The organism is Micrococcus sp. R8502A1 (assembly GCF_006704135.1).
Classification (GTDB): Bacteria; Actinomycetota; Actinomycetes; order Actinomycetales; family Micrococcaceae; genus Micrococcus; species Micrococcus luteus.
This window is the reverse complement of record NZ_VIGS01000050.1, coordinates 1-16,583: the sequence shown is the minus strand read 5'-3', so window position 1 is coordinate 16,583 and position 16,583 is coordinate 1. Positions and strand designations below refer to the sequence as shown.

Genomic DNA, 16,583 nt, shown 5'->3' with positions numbered 1-16,583 from the left:
TGATACTCGTAGATGCTTAGTCTCGGATATGTGTTTTTTTTTTTTTTTTTTTTTTTTTTTTTTTTAAAGCAGAAGCCGGCATAGGAGATGTAGCTCCGTCTCGGGGGGTCGGAGATGTGTATAGGAGACGGGCGCTGCGGGGCGGCGGTGCTCACGGGCGCTCTCCTTCCGTGGTGGGGTGGGCGGCGGGCGCCGCGCCGGTGGTGCCGGGCGTGTCCGCGGCGACGTCCGTGCCGGAGGCGAGGGCCGCGTCGTCGGGGGTCTGGCCGGCCATCATGAGGCCGAGCGTCTCGCGCGAGGTGTCCCCCGGCACGATGCCGACGATCCGCCCGTGGTACATCACGGCGATCCGGTCGGCCAGCTCGAGGACCTCGTCCAGCTCGGTGGAGACGATCAGCACGGGGGTGCCGGCGTCGCGCTCGGCGATGATCCGGTCGTGCAGGAACTCGATCGAGCCGACGTCCACGCCGCGCGTGGGCTGCGAGGCGATGAACAGGCGCAGCCCGTCCACGAGCTCGCGGGCCATGACGACCTTCTGCTGGTTGCCTCCCGAGAGGGAGGAGACCGGCAGGTCCACGCCCTGGGTGCGGACGTCGAACTCGGCCACGCGGCGCTCGGCGAGCGCCCGCACCGCGGCGGGGCGCATCTGCACGGCGTTGCCGGCCGGGGCGACGTCGTACCGGTTGAGCACCATGTTCTCCGCCACGGAGAACGGGCCGACGAGCCCGTCCGTGGAGCGGTCCTCGGGCACGAAGCCGACGCCGGCGCGGATGATCTGGCGGGTGGACCGGCCGATCAGCTCCCGGCCGTCCAGGGTGACGGAGCCGGTGGCCTTGACCAGGCCCATGATCGCCTCGGTCAGCTCGGTCTGCCCGTTGCCCTGCACACCGGCCACGGCGAGGACCTCGCCCTGGCGGATGGCGAAGGACACGGCGTCCAGCAGCACCTGGCCCGTGGGCGAGACGACGGAGAGGTCCTCGACGCGGAACGTCTCCTCCCCCAAGGTGGGGGCCGTCTTGCGCCGCTCGAGGACGACGTTCCGGCCCACCATGAGGGCGGCCAGCTCGGCGGCCTCGGCGGAGGGGTCCGCCGTGCCGACCACGCGGCCGCGGCGCAGCACGGTGATGTCGTCCGAGACGGCCTTGACCTCGCGCAGCTTGTGGGAGATGAACACGATCGCCGTGCCGTCCGCGCGCAGCTGGCGGATGATGCCGAGCAGCTCGTCGGTCTCCTGGGGGGTGAGCACGGCGGTCGGCTCGTCCAGGATGAGGATGCGTGCGTCGCGGACGAGGGCCTTGATGATCTCGACGCGCTGCTGCACGCCCACGGGCAGGTCCTCGACGACGGCGTCCGGGTCCACGTCGAAGCCGTACTGCGCGGAGATCTCCCGGATCCGCCGGCGGGTGGCCTCGAGGTCGAGCACGCCCAGGGCGCGGGTGTGCTCGTCGCCGAGGGCCACGTTCTCGGCCACCGTGAAGACGGGCACGAGCATGAAGTGCTGGTGCACCATGCCGATGCCCGCGCGCATGGCCTCACCGGGGCCGGAGAACCGGACGGGCTCGCCGTCGAGCAGGATCTCCCCCTCGGTGGGCTCGTAGAGCCCGAAGAGGACGTTCATCAGGGTGGACTTGCCGGCGCCGTTCTCACCGAGGAGGGTGTGCACCCGCCCCGACTCCACGGTCAGGTTCACGTCCTCGTTCGCGGCGAACGAGCCGAAGCGCTTGGTGATCCCGCGCAGTTCGAGCCTCATCGAGGGCCTTCCGTCTGGTCGATGCTCGTGGTGCCGCGCTCGGCGGCGGGGGCGGGCCGGGCGCCCGCGCGCCGCGGGGCCGGTCCGGAGGGGTCCGGGCCGGCCCTGCGGCGGTGGCGAGGCGGGTCAGGCCTCCGGGGAGTACTCCGAGCCGACCTTCAGCTCGCCCGAGACGATCTTGGCCTCGAGGTCCTTGAGCTCGTCCTTGAGCTCCTGCGGCACCGTGTCCTCGAAGTCGTGGAACGGGGCCAGCTCGACGCCCTTGTTCTCCAGCGTGCCCACGTAGGGCTCGGCCGAGAACTCGTCCTTCAGGTCCGCGGCGATCACGTCGGAGACGGACTGGCCCATGTTCTTCTTCACCGAGGTGAGGATCAGGTTGCCGTCCTTGGTGGACTCGTAGCCGTCCGAGTCCGGCCAGATGACCTTGACGTCCTTGCCGCCCTGGTTCGCCTCGCGGACGGCGTCCAGGGTGCCCAGGCCCACGGGGCCCGCCACCGGCATCACGATGTCGGCGCCCTCGTTGATGAAGTTGGCGGTGTTCGTCTTGCCGTTGGCCACGTTCTGGAAGTCGCCCGTGAAGGAACCGGTCTTCGCGTCCTTGTCCCAGCCCAGGACCTTGACGTCCTTGTCCTTGACCTCGTTGTAGTGCTCCACGCCGCGGGCGAAGCCGTCCATGAAGATGGTGACGGTGGGGATCTCCATGCCGCCGTAGGTGGCCACGGTGCCGGTCTCGGTGGTGCCCGCCGCCAGGTAGCCGGCCAGGAACGCCGCCTGCGCCGTGTCGTAGGTGAGCTTCTGGAAGTTGTCGGAGAAGCCCTCCGCGGTGACGTCCACGCCGAAGAAGTGGGTGTCCGAGTGCTGCGCGGCGATCGGCTTCATGGCGTCGCCGAGGAGGAAGCCCACGCCGATGACGGCGTCGCAGTCGGCGTTGACCATGGCGGTCACGTTCGGGGTGAACTCGCTGGGCTCGTTCGACTCGGCCTCGCTGGTGGTGATGCCGTAGGCCTTCTCGGCGGCCTTGAGGCCCTCGTAGGAGGACTGGTTGAAGGAGCGGTCGTCGAAGCCGCCCTCGTCCGAGACGATGCAGGCCTTGTAGTCCTTGTTGTCCGAGCCGACGCCGTCCACGGTGGCGATGGCCTCGCTCTCGGCGGCGCCGGAGCCCGAGGCCTCGGACTGCTCCGGCGGGGCGCCGCACGCGGTCAGCAGCAGGCCGGAGACGCCGAGCGCGGCGACGGGGAGCAGGAGACGACGACGGCGCGCGGCCGAGGGGGTGGCGATGCCCATGGGGTCCTCATTTCGGAAGGCACGGTGCGAGGTCCGCGGCCGGTGGCCGCGGAAAGACGGGGCCCGTGCGGGCGGCCCCGTCCGGATGAGCGCGAGTCTACCGAACGGTGGGCCCGTCCCCTCCGGCGGGTGCGGGCGGCGGGGTCAGTGGTGGTCCTCGCCCGTGAGCACCTGCAGCGCGGCGGCGGTGAAGACCCGCATGCCCACGCCGATGGCCCGCTCGTCCGGCGCGTAGTCCCCGCGGTGCAGATCGTAGATGGGGCCACCCGGGGACCGGGTGCCGAGGCGCAGCATGGAGCCGGGCACCTTCTGGGTCATCCAGGCGAAGTCCTCGCCGCCCATCGACTGCGGGGTCAGGACGATCGCCCGCGAGCCGAGCTCCCGCCGCGCCGCGGTCTCGATCAGCGCCGTCTCGCCCTCGGTGTTGTGCACCGGCGGGACGCCGCGCACGTGCTCGAGCTGCACGTGCACGCCGTACGGCGCGGCCACCTGCCGGACCACCTCGTCGAGCAGCGCACCGGCCTCCTCCCACACGTCCGCGTCGAGGCAGCGCATGGTCCCGGCCAGGTAGCCGGTGTTGTCGATCGCGTTGGGCGCGCTGCCGGCGGCGATCTGCCCCCACACCACGGAGACGGCCGAGCGCACGTCGATCCGCCGGGAGAGCACGGCGGGCACGTTCACGGCGATCTGGGACAGGGCGAAGACCATGTCCTCGGTGAGGTGGGGCCGCGAGGTGTGCCCCCCGCGTCCGGTGAGGGTGATCCGGATCGTGTCCGCCGCCGAGGTGATGGCGCCGATGCGGGTGCCGATCGAGCCGACGTCGACCTGGGGGTCGCAGTGCGCCGCCAGGATGCGGGGCACGTCGTCGAGGATCCCCTGCCGCAGCACGGCCAGGGAGCCGCCGGGCAGCCGCTCCTCCGCGGGCTGGAAGATGACGCGGACCGTGCCGTGGACCCGCTCGCCGACCGCGCGCAGGTCGGGGTCGGCGGTGGCCCCGCGGAGGATGCGGCCGAGGGCGACGGCCACACCCGCCATGACGGCGGTGTGCATGTCGTGGCCGCACGCGTGCGCGACGCCGTCATTGACGGACACGTAGGGCAGGCCGGTCTCCTCCTCGACCGGCAGCGCGTCGATGTCCGCGCGCAGGGCCAGCACCACCGGCCCCTCCCCGACGTCCACATAGGCGCCCGTGGACTCCATCCGCACGGGCGAGAGCCCATAGCCGGAGAGCAGCTCCACGATGCGGTCGGTGGTGCGGTACTCCTCATAGGAGAGCTCGGGATGCCGGTGCAGGTCCCGGCGGAAGGACACGATCTCGTCCTCGAGCTCGGCCACCACGGGGCCCACCGAGGGGACGGAGGTCGGACGGGGCCCGGTCAGCACGGAGTCGGAGGTGGTCATGGCCCAGCACCCTACTCCGGGGGTGCCGGTCGGTGCGGACCGGACCCGGCCGGGGACGCGGTCAGAGGACCTCGTCCACGCCCTCGGCCTTGAGCGCCTCGACGGCCTTCTTGACCTCCTGCGCGTGCTCCGTGGTGGTGACCAGCAGCGCGTCCTCGGTGTCCACCACGACGACGTCCTCGATGCCGATCAGCGCGATGACGCGCTTCGTGTCCGTCACCACGACGCCGGACGCGTCGTCCGAGTACACCCGCGGGGTGTCGCCGATCACCGTGATGCCGGAGGCGTCCTTGACCGGGTTCAGGCGGGCGATCGCCGCGAAGTCCCCCACGTCGTCCCACGTGAAGGAGCCGGGGATCACGGCCACGTCGCCGACGGCGGCGGCGGGCTCGGCCACGGCGTAGTCGATGGCGGTCTTCGTCAGCTCGGGCCACACCCGGGCCATGACCTCGTCCCGCTCCGGCGTCTCCCACGCGCGGGCGATCTCCATCAGGCCGGCGTGCAGCGCGGGCTCGTTCTCTTCGAGGTGGGCCAGCATGAGGCCCACGGGCGCCACGAACATGCCCGCGTTCCAGAGGTAGCGGCCGGACTTCACGTACTGCTGGGCGACCTTCAGGTCCGGCTTCTCCACGAACGCGGCGACGTCATGCGCGTCCGGAGCGCCGGCCACGCGGAGGCGGCGGCCCCGGCGGATGTAGCCGAAGCCCGTGGCCGCGTGCGTGGGCTCGATGCCGATGGTCACGATCCGGCCGGTGGCCGCCGTCTCGACGGCCTGCCGCACCGCGTCCTGGAAGACCTCCACCGGGGAGATCACCTGATCCGCCGCGAACGAGCCCATGATCGTGTCCGGGTCACGCAGGGAGAGGATCGCCGCGGCCAGGCCGATGGCGGCCGCGGAGTCCTTCGGCGAGGGCTCGAGCACCAGATCCGTCTCCGCCAGGGCCGGCAGCTGCGTGCACACCGCCTCCCGGTGGGCCTCCCCGGTCACCACGAGCATGCCCGCGGCCAGGGGCGCCAGACGGTCCCACGTGGCACGGATCAGGGTCTGGCCCGAGCCGGTGAGGTCGTGGAGGAACTTCGGCGCGGCGGCCCGCGAGAGGGGCCACAGGCGGGTGCCCACGCCCCCGGCGGGGATCACGGCGTGGAAGCGGGACAGGGCCGTGCCCGGCGCGGCCTCGCGCGGGGCATCGGTCAGGTTCGGATCGGTGCTCACCGGCCCAGACTACGGAACCGTCCGGACGGGGGACCACTCGACGCGTCCCAGGCGGGGCACAGCCCAGACCGAACAGGACGGCGGCGGGGCGCCGCACGCGTCACAGTGGTCGCCCGGGTCCCCGATCGGGCACGGAGGCGCGGGAAGGGTCTACCCTAGGCGGAGGAATCCACTCGCACACGCCCCTGCCCGTCGTCGTCCCACGGCGGAGGACCGGGATCGTGCATTCCCCCTGGAGGTATCAACCGTGTCTAGCGCCACTGCGCAGGCCCCGGCCAAGAACGGCCGCGGAACCCTGTACCGGGGCCACGGCGGCATGTGGTCCTGGGTGGGCCACCGCGTCACCGGCGTCGTCATCTTCTTCTACCTGCTCGTCCACGTGCTGGACACGGCCCTGGTCCGGGTCTCCCCCGAGGCCTACAACGCCGTGATCGGCTCGTACAAGACGTGGTACTTCGCGCTCGGCGAGGCCGGCCTCGTCGCGGCGATCATCTTCCACGCCCTGAACGGCCTGCGCATCATCCTGGTCGACTTCTGGAAGGGCGGCACCCAGCACCACAAGACCCTGCTGTGGATCGTGCTGGGGCTGTGGGTCGTCCTGACCCTGGGCTTCGCCATCCGTCATTTCAGCCTCGCACTCGGAGGTCACTGAGCCATGAGCACCACCGCTGAGACCACCATCGCGGCGCCCCGCAGCCGCCGTCTGGACCCCAAGTACACGCGCGACGGCGGCGGCCGCGGCAACTTCGAGATGCTCGCCTGGCTGTTCATGCGCATCTCTGGTGTCTTCCTCGTCGTGCTGATCGCCGTGCACCTGACCACCAACCTGCTGGTGGGCGACGGCATCCACGCCATCGACTTCGGCTTCGTGGCCGGCAAGTGGGCGCACCCGCTGTGGCAGTTCTGGGACCTGGCCCTCCTGTGGCTGGCCATGCTGCACGGCGCCAACGGCGTGCGCACGATCATCAACGACTACACCCGCCGCGGCAGCGCCCGCTTCTGGCTGACGATGATCCTGTACATCGCCACGGCCGTGATCATCATCCTCGGCACCCTGGTGATCTTCACCTTCGATCCCTGCATGGTGGACGCCTCCGGCGCCCTGCTCGAGGGCTCCCCGGCCTTCTGCGGCTGACCCCGGCAACGTTCACCCTGCGGTGCGGCCGGCCCGAGCGGCCGCCGCGTCACAGACACCCAGAAAGAGAGACCTGAATGCAGGTGCACAAGTACGACGTGGTGATCGTCGGCGCCGGCGGCGCGGGCATGCGCGCGGCCATCGAGGCCGGTCAGCGCGCGCACACCGCCGTCCTCACCAAGATCTACCCCACGCGTTCCCACACCGGCGCGGCCCAGGGCGGCATGTGCGCGGCCCTCGCCAACGTCGAGGAGGACAACTGGGAGTGGCACACGTTCGACACCGTCAAGGGCGGCGACTACCTGGTGGACCAGGACGCCGCGGAGGTCATGGCCAAGGAGGCCATCGACGCGGTGCTCGACCTCGAGAAGATGGGCCTGCCCTTCAACCGCACCCCCGAGGGCAAGATCGACCAGCGACGCTTCGGCGGCCACACCCGTGACCACGGCAAGGCGCCCGTGCGCCGCGCCTGCTACGCCGCGGACCGCACCGGCCACATGATCCTCCAGACGCTGTACCAGAACTGCGTCAAGCACAACGTGGAGTTCTACAACGAGTTCTACGTGCTCGACCTGCTGCTGGTGGAGGAGGACGCCGTGCGCGAGGACGGCACCGCCTACAAGCAGAAGCGCACCGCCGGCGTCGTCTCCTACGAGCTGGCCACCGGCGAGATCCACGTCTTCCAGGCCAAGTCGGTCGTCTTCGCCACCGGCGGCGCCGGCAAGGTGTACAAGACCACCTCGAACGCCCACACCCTCACCGGCGACGGCATGGCCATCGCCTACCGCGCGGGCCTGCCGCTGGAGGACATGGAGTTCGTGCAGTTCCACCCGACCGGCCTGGCCGGCCTGGGCATCCTGCTCTCCGAGGCCGCACGCGGCGAGGGCGGCATCCTCCGCAACGCGGACGGCGAGCGCTTCATGGAGCGCTACGCCCCCACCATCAAGGACCTCGCCCCGCGCGACATCGTGGCCCGGTCCATGGCCGAGGAGGTCCGTCAGGGCCGCGGCGCCGGTCCCAACAAGGACTACGTGCTGCTCGACCTGACGCACCTGGAGCCCTCGCACATCGACGAGAAGCTCCCGGACATCACCGAGTTCGCCCGCACGTACCTGGGCGTCGAGCCCTACACGGAGCCGGTGCCGGTGTTCCCCACCTGCCACTACTTCATGGGCGGCATCCCCACGAACATCAAGGCCGAGGTCCTCCAGGACAACGACACCGTCGTGCCGGGCCTGTACGCCGCCGGCGAGGTGGCCTGCGTATCCGTGCACGGGTCCAACCGCCTGGGCACCAACTCGCTGCTGGACATCAACGTGTTCGGCCGCCGCGCCGGCATCTACGCCGCCGAGTACGCCGTGCAGGCGGACTGGGTGGAGCTGCCCGAGGGCGGCGAGCTGCCGACCGTGGAGCACATCGAGAACCTGCGCTCCGCCACCGGCTCCGAGCGCGTCGCGGACATCCGCGCCGAGCTCCAGGAGTCCATGGACGCGGACATGCAGGTCTTCCGCGACGAGGACTCGATCCGCCGCGCACTGGCCAAGATCGAGGAGCTGCGCGGGCGCTACGAGAACGTGTCCGTCCAGGACAAGGGCCACCGCTTCAACCTCGACCTGCTCGAGGGCATGGAGCTGGGCTATCTCCTGGACATCGCCGAGGCGATGACCCTCGCGGCCCTGGGCCGCAAGGAGTCCCGCGGCGGCCACTACCGCGAGGACTACCCCGATCGCGACGACGAGAACTTCATGGCGCACACCATGATCTACCGTGACGAGACGGCGGAGATGGAGGGCGTCAAGGGCATCCGCTTCGAGACCAAGCCCGTCGTCGTGACCCGTTACCAGCCGATGGAGCGTAAGTACTGATGAGCCACTCAGCAACCGAGACCGAGGCCCCCGTGGCCCAGGCGCAGACCCAGTCCGCCGGCGGCGGCGCAGGCGAGGTCGAGAGCTTCGACATCGTGCTCAAGGTCCGCCGCTACCTCCCGGAGTCCTCCGAGGAGTCCTACTGGGACGAGTGGCGCCTGACCATGTACGGCACCGACCGCGTGCTGGACGCCCTGCACAAGGTCAAGTGGGACCACGACGGCACCCTGTCGTTCCGCCGCTCCTGCGCCCACGGCGTGTGCGGCTCCGACGCCATGCGCATCAACGGCCGCAACCGACTGGCCTGCAAGACGCTCCTGAAGGACCTCGACCTGTCCAAGCCCATCCTGGTGGAGCCCATCAAGGGCCTGCCGGTGGAGAAGGACCTGATCGTGGACATGGACCCGTTCTTCCAGTCCTACCGCGAGATCATGCCGTTCCTGGTCGCCGAGGGCCACGCGCCCACCAAGGAGCGCTACCAGTCCCAGGCCGACCGGGCGATCTACGACGACACCACGAAGTGCATCCTGTGCGCCGCGTGCACCTCGTCCTGCCCGGTGTTCTGGACGGACGGCCAGTACTTCGGCCCGGCCGCCATCGTCAACGCGCACCGGTTCATCTTCGACTCGCGTGACGAGGCCGGCGACATGCGCCTGGAGATCCTGAACGACAAGGAGGGCGTGTGGCGCTGCCGCACGACCTTCAACTGCACCGACGCGTGCCCCCGCGGCATCCAGGTGACCAAGGCGATCGCCGAGGTGAAGCAGGCCATCCTGGCCCGCCAGTTCTGATCCCCCGCACCACGACGGCGGCCCGTCTCCTCGCACGAGGAGGCGGGCCGCCGTCGTCGTGGGCGGAGCCCCCTCCCGCCGAGGCCCGCAGACGCGCCGTCACCGGACCGGCGTAGCGGCGTGTCTGCGGGCCTCGGCGTGGGGACGGGCGGGACCGGAGGCGGAGTCGGAGGCGGGGCGAGCTCAGACGTCGAAGGCGTCGCGCGTCTCCCGCCGGTGTGCCACACGCAGCCACACCGCGCTGGACACGAGCATCCCGACGACGGCGCCCAGCACGACCGGACCCCCTCCCCCGGCCTGCACCATCCGCCCGCCGTCGACCATCCAGAAGGCCGCCGTGAGCATCCCCAGCACCACGAACACGCTCCCCACGGGGCGCACGGCCCGAATCCGGCGGGTGATGCCGGCCAGGAGCACCAGGGTCAGGACGACCACCGCCGCGGCGGCCACCGGCCCCGCCCCCGCCGGGGTGAGGAACGCGGCGACGTCGGCGTCGGTGACCTCGCTCGCGCCCCAGGAGCGCGCCTCCAGCACGGCGCGGGCATAGGTGGGCGACAACTGCAGCGCGAGCACGCCCCCCACGCCGGCCGCGCTCAGTGCCCCCGTGACCGCCGTGACGGTCTGGAACAGGCGCAGGGGACGCAGGGCCGCGCGATCGGGACCGGGGTCGCGCTCCGTGGTCTCGTGGGGATCGTCGTGGAGGGGGTGCATGCCCCCCATCATGCCCGGCGGCGCAGGAAGGTCGTCGCGAGGCCCGGGTTGAAGGCGCACACGAGCCAGGCCGCGTTCACGAGCGCGAACAGCCCGCCCAGGACCAGGGGCAGCACCACGTCCCCGGCGGGGAAGACGAACAGGCGGATGGCCCCCAGCAGCGTCACGAAGATGGCGATCGAGGCGAACAGGGCACCCATGATGCGCGCCGTGTTGCTGTGCCGGGTCAGGCCGACGAGGACGATCGCGTAGACCGCCAGACCCAGCAGGGTCGCGAACCAGACACTGCCGGTGAGGGCGCCCTCGATGGCCTCGGCAGTCATCGCGGGCGACTGCGCGCCGCCCTCGGGCAGCGAGTCCGCGATGTCCTGGGCCGCGCCCGGGAGGAGGTTCCGCAGGATCGACGCGGCGTAGAGGACCGCGGACGCGACCGTGAGCCCGAGCAGCGCCCGGAACACGCCGGGGGTGCGGGCATCGGGGCGGATGAGCGGGCGGGCGTCCGGGCCGGAGTGCCCGGCGATGCGCCGCCGCGCTTCGTCCGGACCCACCACGGGCCGCCCGCCGCCGTCCAGGTCGTCGGAGTCGGGGGACACGGGATGCGGGGGTCGATGATCGGAGGCCATGTCGCCATGGTCTCCGCTGGCCGACGCCGGGGCGAGGGCTGGCGACCCAGGACTCGCCGCCGGCGAACGGCGTCGGGGTCAGGCGCGGCGGCCCTGACGGGTGTAGGCCGCGACCTGCGGGTTGAAGGCCTTGACCAGCCACAGGATGTTCACGATCACCAGCGCCAGGCTGAGCACGGAGGCCAGCACGCCGCCGATGCCGGGGTAGGTCACGAAGGAGAAGATGCCGCCGACGGCGCTGAGGGTGCCCAGGATCGCGACGACGATGCCGAGGATGCGGGCCCAGTTCTTGGCCCCGCGGAGGTTGAAGTACACCAGGGCGTACAGGGCCACGCCGATGAGCAGGACGATGATCGTGCCCACCGTCACGGAGGCGCCCACGACAGGCGCGATCTCCTCCACCTGCTCGGGGGTGAGGCCGCTCTGGCGAAGGGAGTCCCGCATGCGTTCGATGCTCTCCTCGCCGCCGAACAGGGCCGGCAGGGAGGACAGCACGTACAGCGCGAGCGACGTGAGTGTCAGCGTCAGGAGCGCGGGGAACGCGGCCGGCTCCGGGACGATGCCGTACGGGCTGCCCGGCTGGGCGCCGTAGCCCGGGGCCGCGTAGGGCTGCGTGCCGTAGCGGGAGCCCGCGGCGGGCTGGCCCGGGTTCGGGTCCTGGTGCGGTCGATCGGTGGTCATGGTGAGCTCCTCGGTGTCGGGGGTGCGGGTGGTGGTGATGACGGGCGCGGCGGCAGGATCACTCGTGCCGCAGTGCCTCGATGGGATCCTTGCGGGCCGCACGCAGGGCGGGCAAGGTGCCGGCGATGAACGCGATGGCCACGATCAGCAGCAGGATCAGCAGCAGGGCGAGGGGGTTGACCGCGAACAGGACCAGGCCGGTGACGCCGCTGAGGGGGCCGGTGGTCAGCACCTGGTTCGCGATGAGTCCGACGGCGACGCCCAGGCCGATGCCGATCAGCGAGCCGAGCAGGCCGATCACGACGGCCTCCATGGTGAACAGGCCGAAGATCTTCCCGCCGGTCATGCCGAGAGCCTTCATGAGGCCGATCTCCCGGGTGCGCTCCTGCACCGCCATGAGCAGGGTGTTGATGATGCCGAAGCTGGCGGCGAGCAGCGCGATGAGCGCGAAGCCGGTCAGCACCCACGTGACGGCGTCGATGATGCCGCGGATCACGCCGAGCTGCTCCTCGAGGGTCTGCGCCAGCAGGCCCTGGTCGGCCAGCGCCTGCTTCACGGCGTCCTCGTTCGCCTCCGGGTCCTCCACGATCGCCGTGGCCTGGAAGTAGGTGTCCCGCTGGGACTCCGGCAGGCCCTCCGTCGTGATGTCGTAGATCGCCTGCTCGAGCGACTCCGACGGCGTCGGGGCGGTGCCCGCACCGGACGCGGCCGCCTTCGTCACACCGACCACGGTGGCCTTCACGGACTTGTGCTCCTGCAGCGGGGTCGCTGCCACGACGGTCAGCTCCGTGCCGATCAGGTCCTCGGCGTCGCTGGCGCCCAGGTCCTCCACCCACGACTCGGGCACGACGATCTCGTTGGCCCCGGCCTCGGGGGCACGGCCGGCGGAGAAGGTGAGCATGTCGATCTCACCGGAGCTGCCCATGAAGCCGGTCTGCCACTTGCGGCCGTCCGGGCCCTGGATGTACTCCGGCTCGGCCACCCGATAGGTCTTCACCTCGGTGACGTGCTCGGTGTCCTCGATCGCGGCGAGGTCCTCCTGGGTGAGCAGCGGCATGCCGAACATCTCGCCGCCGGCGGCGTCCTGCTCCGTGTACTCCTGGGGCGAACCGCTCACCGCGCCGGCCGAGGACATGTCCTGCTGCTTCATCACGGTCAGCTCGCCGGGCTGGCCGAAGCCCTCGACCACGTTGTCCACGTACTTGTTGATTCCCGCGCCGAGCCCCGTGGTGAGGGTCAGCGTGAATGCGCCGATCACGATCGCGACGACGGTGAGGAACGTGCGCAGCTTGGAGCGCATCGTGTTGGCGAGCGCCGTGCCCGCGACGTCGGTGACCTTCATGCCCATGCTCCGTCCTGCTCGGTGCCGACGCGCTCGTCGGCGATGACCACGCCGTCCTGCAGCTCGACGCGACGGTCGCACTTCGCGGCCAGGTCGTCGTCGTGCGTGACCACCACGAGGGTGATGCCCTCGTCGCGGTGCAGGCCGAAGAGGATGTCCTCCACGGCCGCCGAGGTGGCGGAGTCCAGGTTGCCCGTGGGCTCGTCCGCGAACAGCACCGTCGGGTTGTTCACGAGCGCACGGGCGATGCACACGCGCTGCTTCTGGCCGCCGGAGAGGTCCGTGGCCTTGTTCTTCGCCTTGTCCGCGAGCTCGAGCCGCTCGAGCACCGCCATGCCGCGGCGGGTGCGCTGGGCCCGGCCCACGCCGGCGATCTTCAGCGGCAGCACGGTGTTCTCCAGGACCGTCTGGTTCGGGTTCAGGAAGAACTGCTGGAACACGAAGCCGAACCGCTCGTTGCGCAGCTGGGAGATCTCCGCGGCCTTGAGCTGGGAGACGGGACGGCCGTCCATCGCGACGACGCCGGCGGAGGGCTGGTCCAGCAGCGCCAGCAGGTGCATCAGGGTGGACTTGCCGGAGCCGGACTTGCCGACGACGGCCAGGGACTCGCCGCGCTGGATCTGCAGGGTGATGCCCTTCAGCGCGTCGAAGCGGGACGCCCCGCGACCGTAGACCTTGACGAGGTTCTCCGTCTCCAGGACGGGTTCGGCGCCGGGCGGGACCTCGGCGACGGCGGGGATGGGGACAGCGGTGGACATGGCTCCGGCACTCCTCTGTCGGTGGGGCTCGCCCCCGCTGCGGCAGGAGCGGAGGCAGTGCCTCCATCCTGACAGCCGCGCACGCGCCGCCGCCTCCGCCTCGAGTCGGAGAACACGACGGCCCGCGTCCCCCGCAGGTCGGGGGCGCGGGCCATCGTCGGGAGGCCGCGGGGCCGGTGCGGCCCGGCTCAGCGCAGCGGCGGCAGGAAGCCGACCTTGGCGTAGACGTCCTCGAGCACGGGCGTGGCCACGGCGCGGGCCTTCTCGGCTCCGGAGGCGAGGATGCGGTCCAGCTCAGCGGGGTCGGCGAGCAGCTCGAGGGCGCGCTCGCGCACGGGGGCCAGGCGCTCGACGACAGCGTCCGCCACCGCGACCTTGAGGTGCCCGTACATCTTGCCGACGAACTCCTCCTCGAGCTGCGGGATCGGCGTGCCGGACACCGCGGAGAGGATGGTCAGCAGGTTGGAGACGCCGGGCTTGGCCTCGCGGTCGAAGCGCACCTCGGTGCCGTCGTCGGTGACCGCGGACTTGATCTTCTTCGCGGTCTTCTTCGGCTCCTCGAGGATGTTGATGAGCCCGTTCGGGGACGCCGCGGACTTGGACATCTTCGACGTGGGGTCCTGCAGGTCGTAGATGCGCGCGCCGGTCTCCGGGTAGAAGCCGGTGGGCACCACGAACGTCTCGCCGTAGCGGTGGTTGAAGCGCTGGGCGAGGTCGCGGGTGAGCTCCACGTGCTGGCGCTGGTCATCGCCCACGGGCACGCCGTGCGGCTGGTAGAGCAGGATGTCCGCGGCCATGAGCATGGGGTACGCGAGCAGGCCGACGCCGGCCGCGTCCGCGCCCTGCTTGGCGGACTTGTCCTTGAACTGGGTCATGCGCATGGCCTCGCCCATGCCCGTCATGCAGGTCAGCACCCAGGCCAGCTGCGCGTGCTCGGGGACCTGGGACTGGACGAACAGCGTGGAGCGCTCGGGGTCGATGCCGCCGGCGATGAACTGCGCGGCGGCCACCCGCGTGCGCTCCGCGAGCGCGGCCGGGTCCTGCGGCACGGTGATGGCGTGCAGGTCGGGGATGAAGAAGAACGCCTCGAAGTCGGCCTGGGTGCGCTCCCAGTTCACGAGGGCGCCGAGGTAGTTGCCCAGGTGGAGGGAGTCCGCCGAGGGCTGCATGCCGGAGAGCACGCGGTGCCGGGCGGACGCGCCGGCCAGGTGGGCGGTGGCGGCGGCGTCCTGGGCCAGGACGTCCTGCACGGAGTTCTTCTTCATGGTCATCTCAGCCTCGGGTCTCTCCTGCACGGTCAGAACTGGTAGTCGACCACGAGCGGGGCGTGGTCGGAGAAGCGGGTGCCCCAGCTGGGGGCGCGGTCCACGACGGCGGTCGTCGCCCGCTCGGCCAGGCCCGCGGTCGCCATGTGGTAGTCGATGCGCCACCCGGCGTCGTTGTCGAAGGCCTTGCCGCGCATGGACCACCACGTGTACGGGCCCGGCACCGGCCCGGCGAGGGCGCGGTGCACGTCCGTGAAGCCGAGCTCGCCGAAGAACCGGTCGAAGTAGGCGCGCTCCTCGGGCAGGAAGCCGGCCTTCTTCACGTTGCCCTTCCAGTTCTTGATGTCCAGCTCGGTGTGGCCCACGTTGAGGTCGCCCGTGACGAGGGCGTGCCCCTCCCCCGCGGCCAGCTCGGAGAGGCGGCGGACCATCTCGTCGAGGAACCGGTACTTGTCCACCTGCTTCGGGGTGTCGACCTCGCCCGAGTGCACGTAGGCGGAGACCACGGTCAGCGGCGAGCCGTCCGGCAGGCGCAGGACGGCCTCGATCCAGCGGCCGGCGTCGTCGAAGTACCCGTCGGCGTCGGCGATGCCCGTGCGGACCTCACCGAGCGGGAACCGCGAGGCGATCGCGACGCCGGCCCGCCCCTTGGCGGCGGCCACGGCGTCCGCCAGGTGCACCTCGTCCCAGTCCTCGCCCACGATCTCGCGGACCAGCTGCGCCGTGACGTCCGCGGGGGCGCGCACCTCCTGGAGGGTGAGCACGTCCACGCCGCGGCCGGCGAACCACTCCCGCATCCCCTTGCGGTGCGAGGCGCGGATGCCGTTGACGTTCACGGTGGCCACGCGCACGGCGCCGTCGGCCTTGGGCGCCCCGGCGTGGGCGTGCACCACGGGCTCGCCCTCGGCGGGCTCGGGGTACTTCCCGGTGACGGGGTCCTTCTCGGGCAGCGCCGTCATCAGCCGATCACCGTCCCGCTCACCGGGCCCTCGGCGCCACCGGCCCTGGACTCCTTGATCATGTCGCGGGCGTTGGAGGCCGTGATGTCGATGGTCTCCAGGGCGCGGTCCACCATCTCGCGATCCATGCCCTCGCCCGCGGCGAGCTGCTCGCGCACCACGCGCACCTGCACCTGGGCGATCTTGAACGAGTGGTCCAGCTTGGTGTCCCGCAGGGGGTCCGCGGCCGGGGCCTGCGGGACCACCGCGGGGGCGGCGGCGTCGGTGTCCCGGCCGCGCAGGGCGGCGAGGTCGGCGCGGGCGTTCTGCATGGCGGTGTCCACCTTGCGGCCTGCGGCCTGGACGCCGCGGCGCATCTGCAGGTACACGACCACCGCGAACACGAGCCAGCCGGCGGCGACGGCGACCACGAGCCACCCGATCACGTCGTTCTGGTTCGCGGCGAAGATGATCGCCACGATCAGGATGACGATCATCGCGACGAAGCCGAGCGATCCCACGCGCAGGCCGGCGCGGGGGCCGCGGCGCGCGCCGTCGGGACCGGGGGTCAGGGACTGGGACATGGGTGCTCCTCCGGAGGGGCTCGTGGGGTCTGCCCTCCATCATCCCGCATCGTGGGGTGCGCTCCGAATCGGGCGGCCCGCGTCGGCACCTATCCTGTGGCGATGACCCCCCGCCCACCCCCCCGGTCCCCTTTACTCATTTCACCCCGCCGACGAACGCCAAAACGGATAGATTTGGGGTCGTCGGATTATTAAACGAAAAAGAATTACAGTACTACACCTAGTCCCATCACACTGTCAAA

General features: G+C 71.1%; 16 protein-coding genes. 4 read left to right on the top strand and 12 right to left on the bottom strand.

Annotated elements, in window-relative coordinates; all coding sequences use genetic code 11:
* Positions 1 to 151: 151 nt before the first annotated feature.
* The 4 genes from FLM69_RS09195 to FLM69_RS09180 all read right to left on the bottom strand — a co-directional run bounded on the left by FLM69_RS09195 (position 152) and on the right by FLM69_RS09180 (position 5,648).
* Positions 152 to 1,750, bottom strand: coding sequence for an ABC transporter ATP-binding protein (locus FLM69_RS09195; RefSeq protein WP_036381935.1), 1,599 nt, complete (start codon positions 1,748 to 1,750; stop codon positions 152 to 154).
* Between the two features lie 126 nt (positions 1,751 to 1,876).
* Positions 1,877 to 3,034 (bottom strand): BMP family protein, encoded by a 1,158-nt coding sequence (locus FLM69_RS09190; protein ID WP_135019645.1) that lies wholly within the window; start codon positions 3,032 to 3,034, stop codon positions 1,877 to 1,879.
* Between the two features lie 144 nt (positions 3,035 to 3,178).
* Complete coding sequence (locus FLM69_RS09185) at positions 3,179 to 4,435, bottom strand: amidohydrolase (protein WP_036314553.1); 1,257 nt, start codon at positions 4,433 to 4,435, stop codon at positions 3,179 to 3,181.
* Between the two features lie 61 nt (positions 4,436 to 4,496).
* A complete protein-coding gene (locus FLM69_RS09180; RefSeq protein ID WP_002856569.1) occupies positions 4,497 to 5,648 on the bottom strand; it encodes a mannose-1-phosphate guanylyltransferase in 1,152 nt (383 codons plus the stop codon).
* A gap of 247 nt (positions 5,649 to 5,895) precedes the next feature.
* Between FLM69_RS09180 and sdhC the strand changes: the two genes are divergently transcribed.
* The 4 genes from sdhC to FLM69_RS09160 all read left to right on the top strand — a co-directional run bounded on the left by sdhC (position 5,896) and on the right by FLM69_RS09160 (position 9,439).
* On the top strand, positions 5,896 to 6,300 hold the full coding sequence (sdhC, locus tag FLM69_RS09175; protein ID WP_078025777.1) for a succinate dehydrogenase, cytochrome b556 subunit: 405 nt from the start codon (positions 5,896 to 5,898) through the stop codon (positions 6,298 to 6,300).
* A 3-nt stretch (positions 6,301 to 6,303) separates the two neighbouring features.
* Positions 6,304 to 6,783: a succinate dehydrogenase hydrophobic membrane anchor subunit gene (locus FLM69_RS09170; RefSeq protein ID WP_036314556.1), complete on the top strand. Its 480-nt coding sequence runs from the start codon at positions 6,304 to 6,306 to the stop codon at positions 6,781 to 6,783.
* 77 nt (positions 6,784 to 6,860) lie between these two features.
* Positions 6,861 to 8,648 carry a succinate dehydrogenase flavoprotein subunit gene (gene sdhA / locus FLM69_RS09165; RefSeq protein WP_036381944.1) on the top strand — a complete coding sequence of 596 codons (1,788 nt, stop codon included), beginning with the start codon at positions 6,861 to 6,863 and terminating at the stop codon, positions 8,646 to 8,648.
* Positions 8,648 to 9,439: a succinate dehydrogenase iron-sulfur subunit gene (locus tag FLM69_RS09160; RefSeq protein ID WP_036381948.1), complete on the top strand. Its 792-nt coding sequence runs from the start codon at positions 8,648 to 8,650 to the stop codon at positions 9,437 to 9,439. Before sdhA ends, FLM69_RS09160 begins: the two co-directional genes overlap by 1 nt.
* Before the next feature lie 183 nt (positions 9,440 to 9,622).
* Here FLM69_RS09160 and FLM69_RS09155 read toward each other — a convergent pair whose 3' ends face one another.
* The 8 genes from FLM69_RS09155 to FLM69_RS09120 all read right to left on the bottom strand — a co-directional run bounded on the left by FLM69_RS09155 (position 9,623) and on the right by FLM69_RS09120 (position 16,341).
* Positions 9,623 to 10,150 (bottom strand): hypothetical protein, encoded by a 528-nt coding sequence (locus FLM69_RS09155; protein ID WP_036381951.1) that lies wholly within the window; start codon positions 10,148 to 10,150, stop codon positions 9,623 to 9,625.
* Between the two features lie 8 nt (positions 10,151 to 10,158).
* On the bottom strand, positions 10,159 to 10,773 hold the full coding sequence (locus tag FLM69_RS09150) for a hypothetical protein (RefSeq protein ID WP_181743507.1): 615 nt from the start codon (positions 10,771 to 10,773) through the stop codon (positions 10,159 to 10,161).
* 78 nt (positions 10,774 to 10,851) lie between these two features.
* Positions 10,852 to 11,454 (bottom strand): hypothetical protein, encoded by a 603-nt coding sequence (locus tag FLM69_RS09145; protein WP_036381954.1) that lies wholly within the window; start codon positions 11,452 to 11,454, stop codon positions 10,852 to 10,854.
* A gap of 58 nt (positions 11,455 to 11,512) precedes the next feature.
* Complete coding sequence (locus FLM69_RS09140) at positions 11,513 to 12,796, bottom strand: ABC transporter permease (RefSeq protein ID WP_036382034.1); 1,284 nt, start codon at positions 12,794 to 12,796, stop codon at positions 11,513 to 11,515.
* Positions 12,793 to 13,554: an ABC transporter ATP-binding protein gene (locus FLM69_RS09135; RefSeq protein ID WP_036381958.1), complete on the bottom strand. Its 762-nt coding sequence runs from the start codon at positions 13,552 to 13,554 to the stop codon at positions 12,793 to 12,795. The genes FLM69_RS09140 and FLM69_RS09135 overlap by 4 nt, the downstream gene beginning before the upstream one ends.
* Before the next feature lie 188 nt (positions 13,555 to 13,742).
* A complete protein-coding gene (gene trpS, locus FLM69_RS09130) occupies positions 13,743 to 14,825 on the bottom strand; it encodes a tryptophan--tRNA ligase (protein WP_141843967.1) in 1,083 nt (360 codons plus the stop codon).
* Between the two features lie 26 nt (positions 14,826 to 14,851).
* Positions 14,852 to 15,778 carry an exodeoxyribonuclease III gene (locus tag FLM69_RS09125; RefSeq protein WP_141843965.1) on the bottom strand — a complete coding sequence of 309 codons (927 nt, stop codon included), beginning with the start codon at positions 15,776 to 15,778 and terminating at the stop codon, positions 14,852 to 14,854.
* Positions 15,778 to 16,341: a hypothetical protein gene (locus FLM69_RS09120; RefSeq protein ID WP_135019643.1), complete on the bottom strand. Its 564-nt coding sequence runs from the start codon at positions 16,339 to 16,341 to the stop codon at positions 15,778 to 15,780. Before FLM69_RS09120 ends, FLM69_RS09125 begins: the two co-directional genes overlap by 1 nt.
* Positions 16,342 to 16,583: the final 242 nt, after the last annotated feature.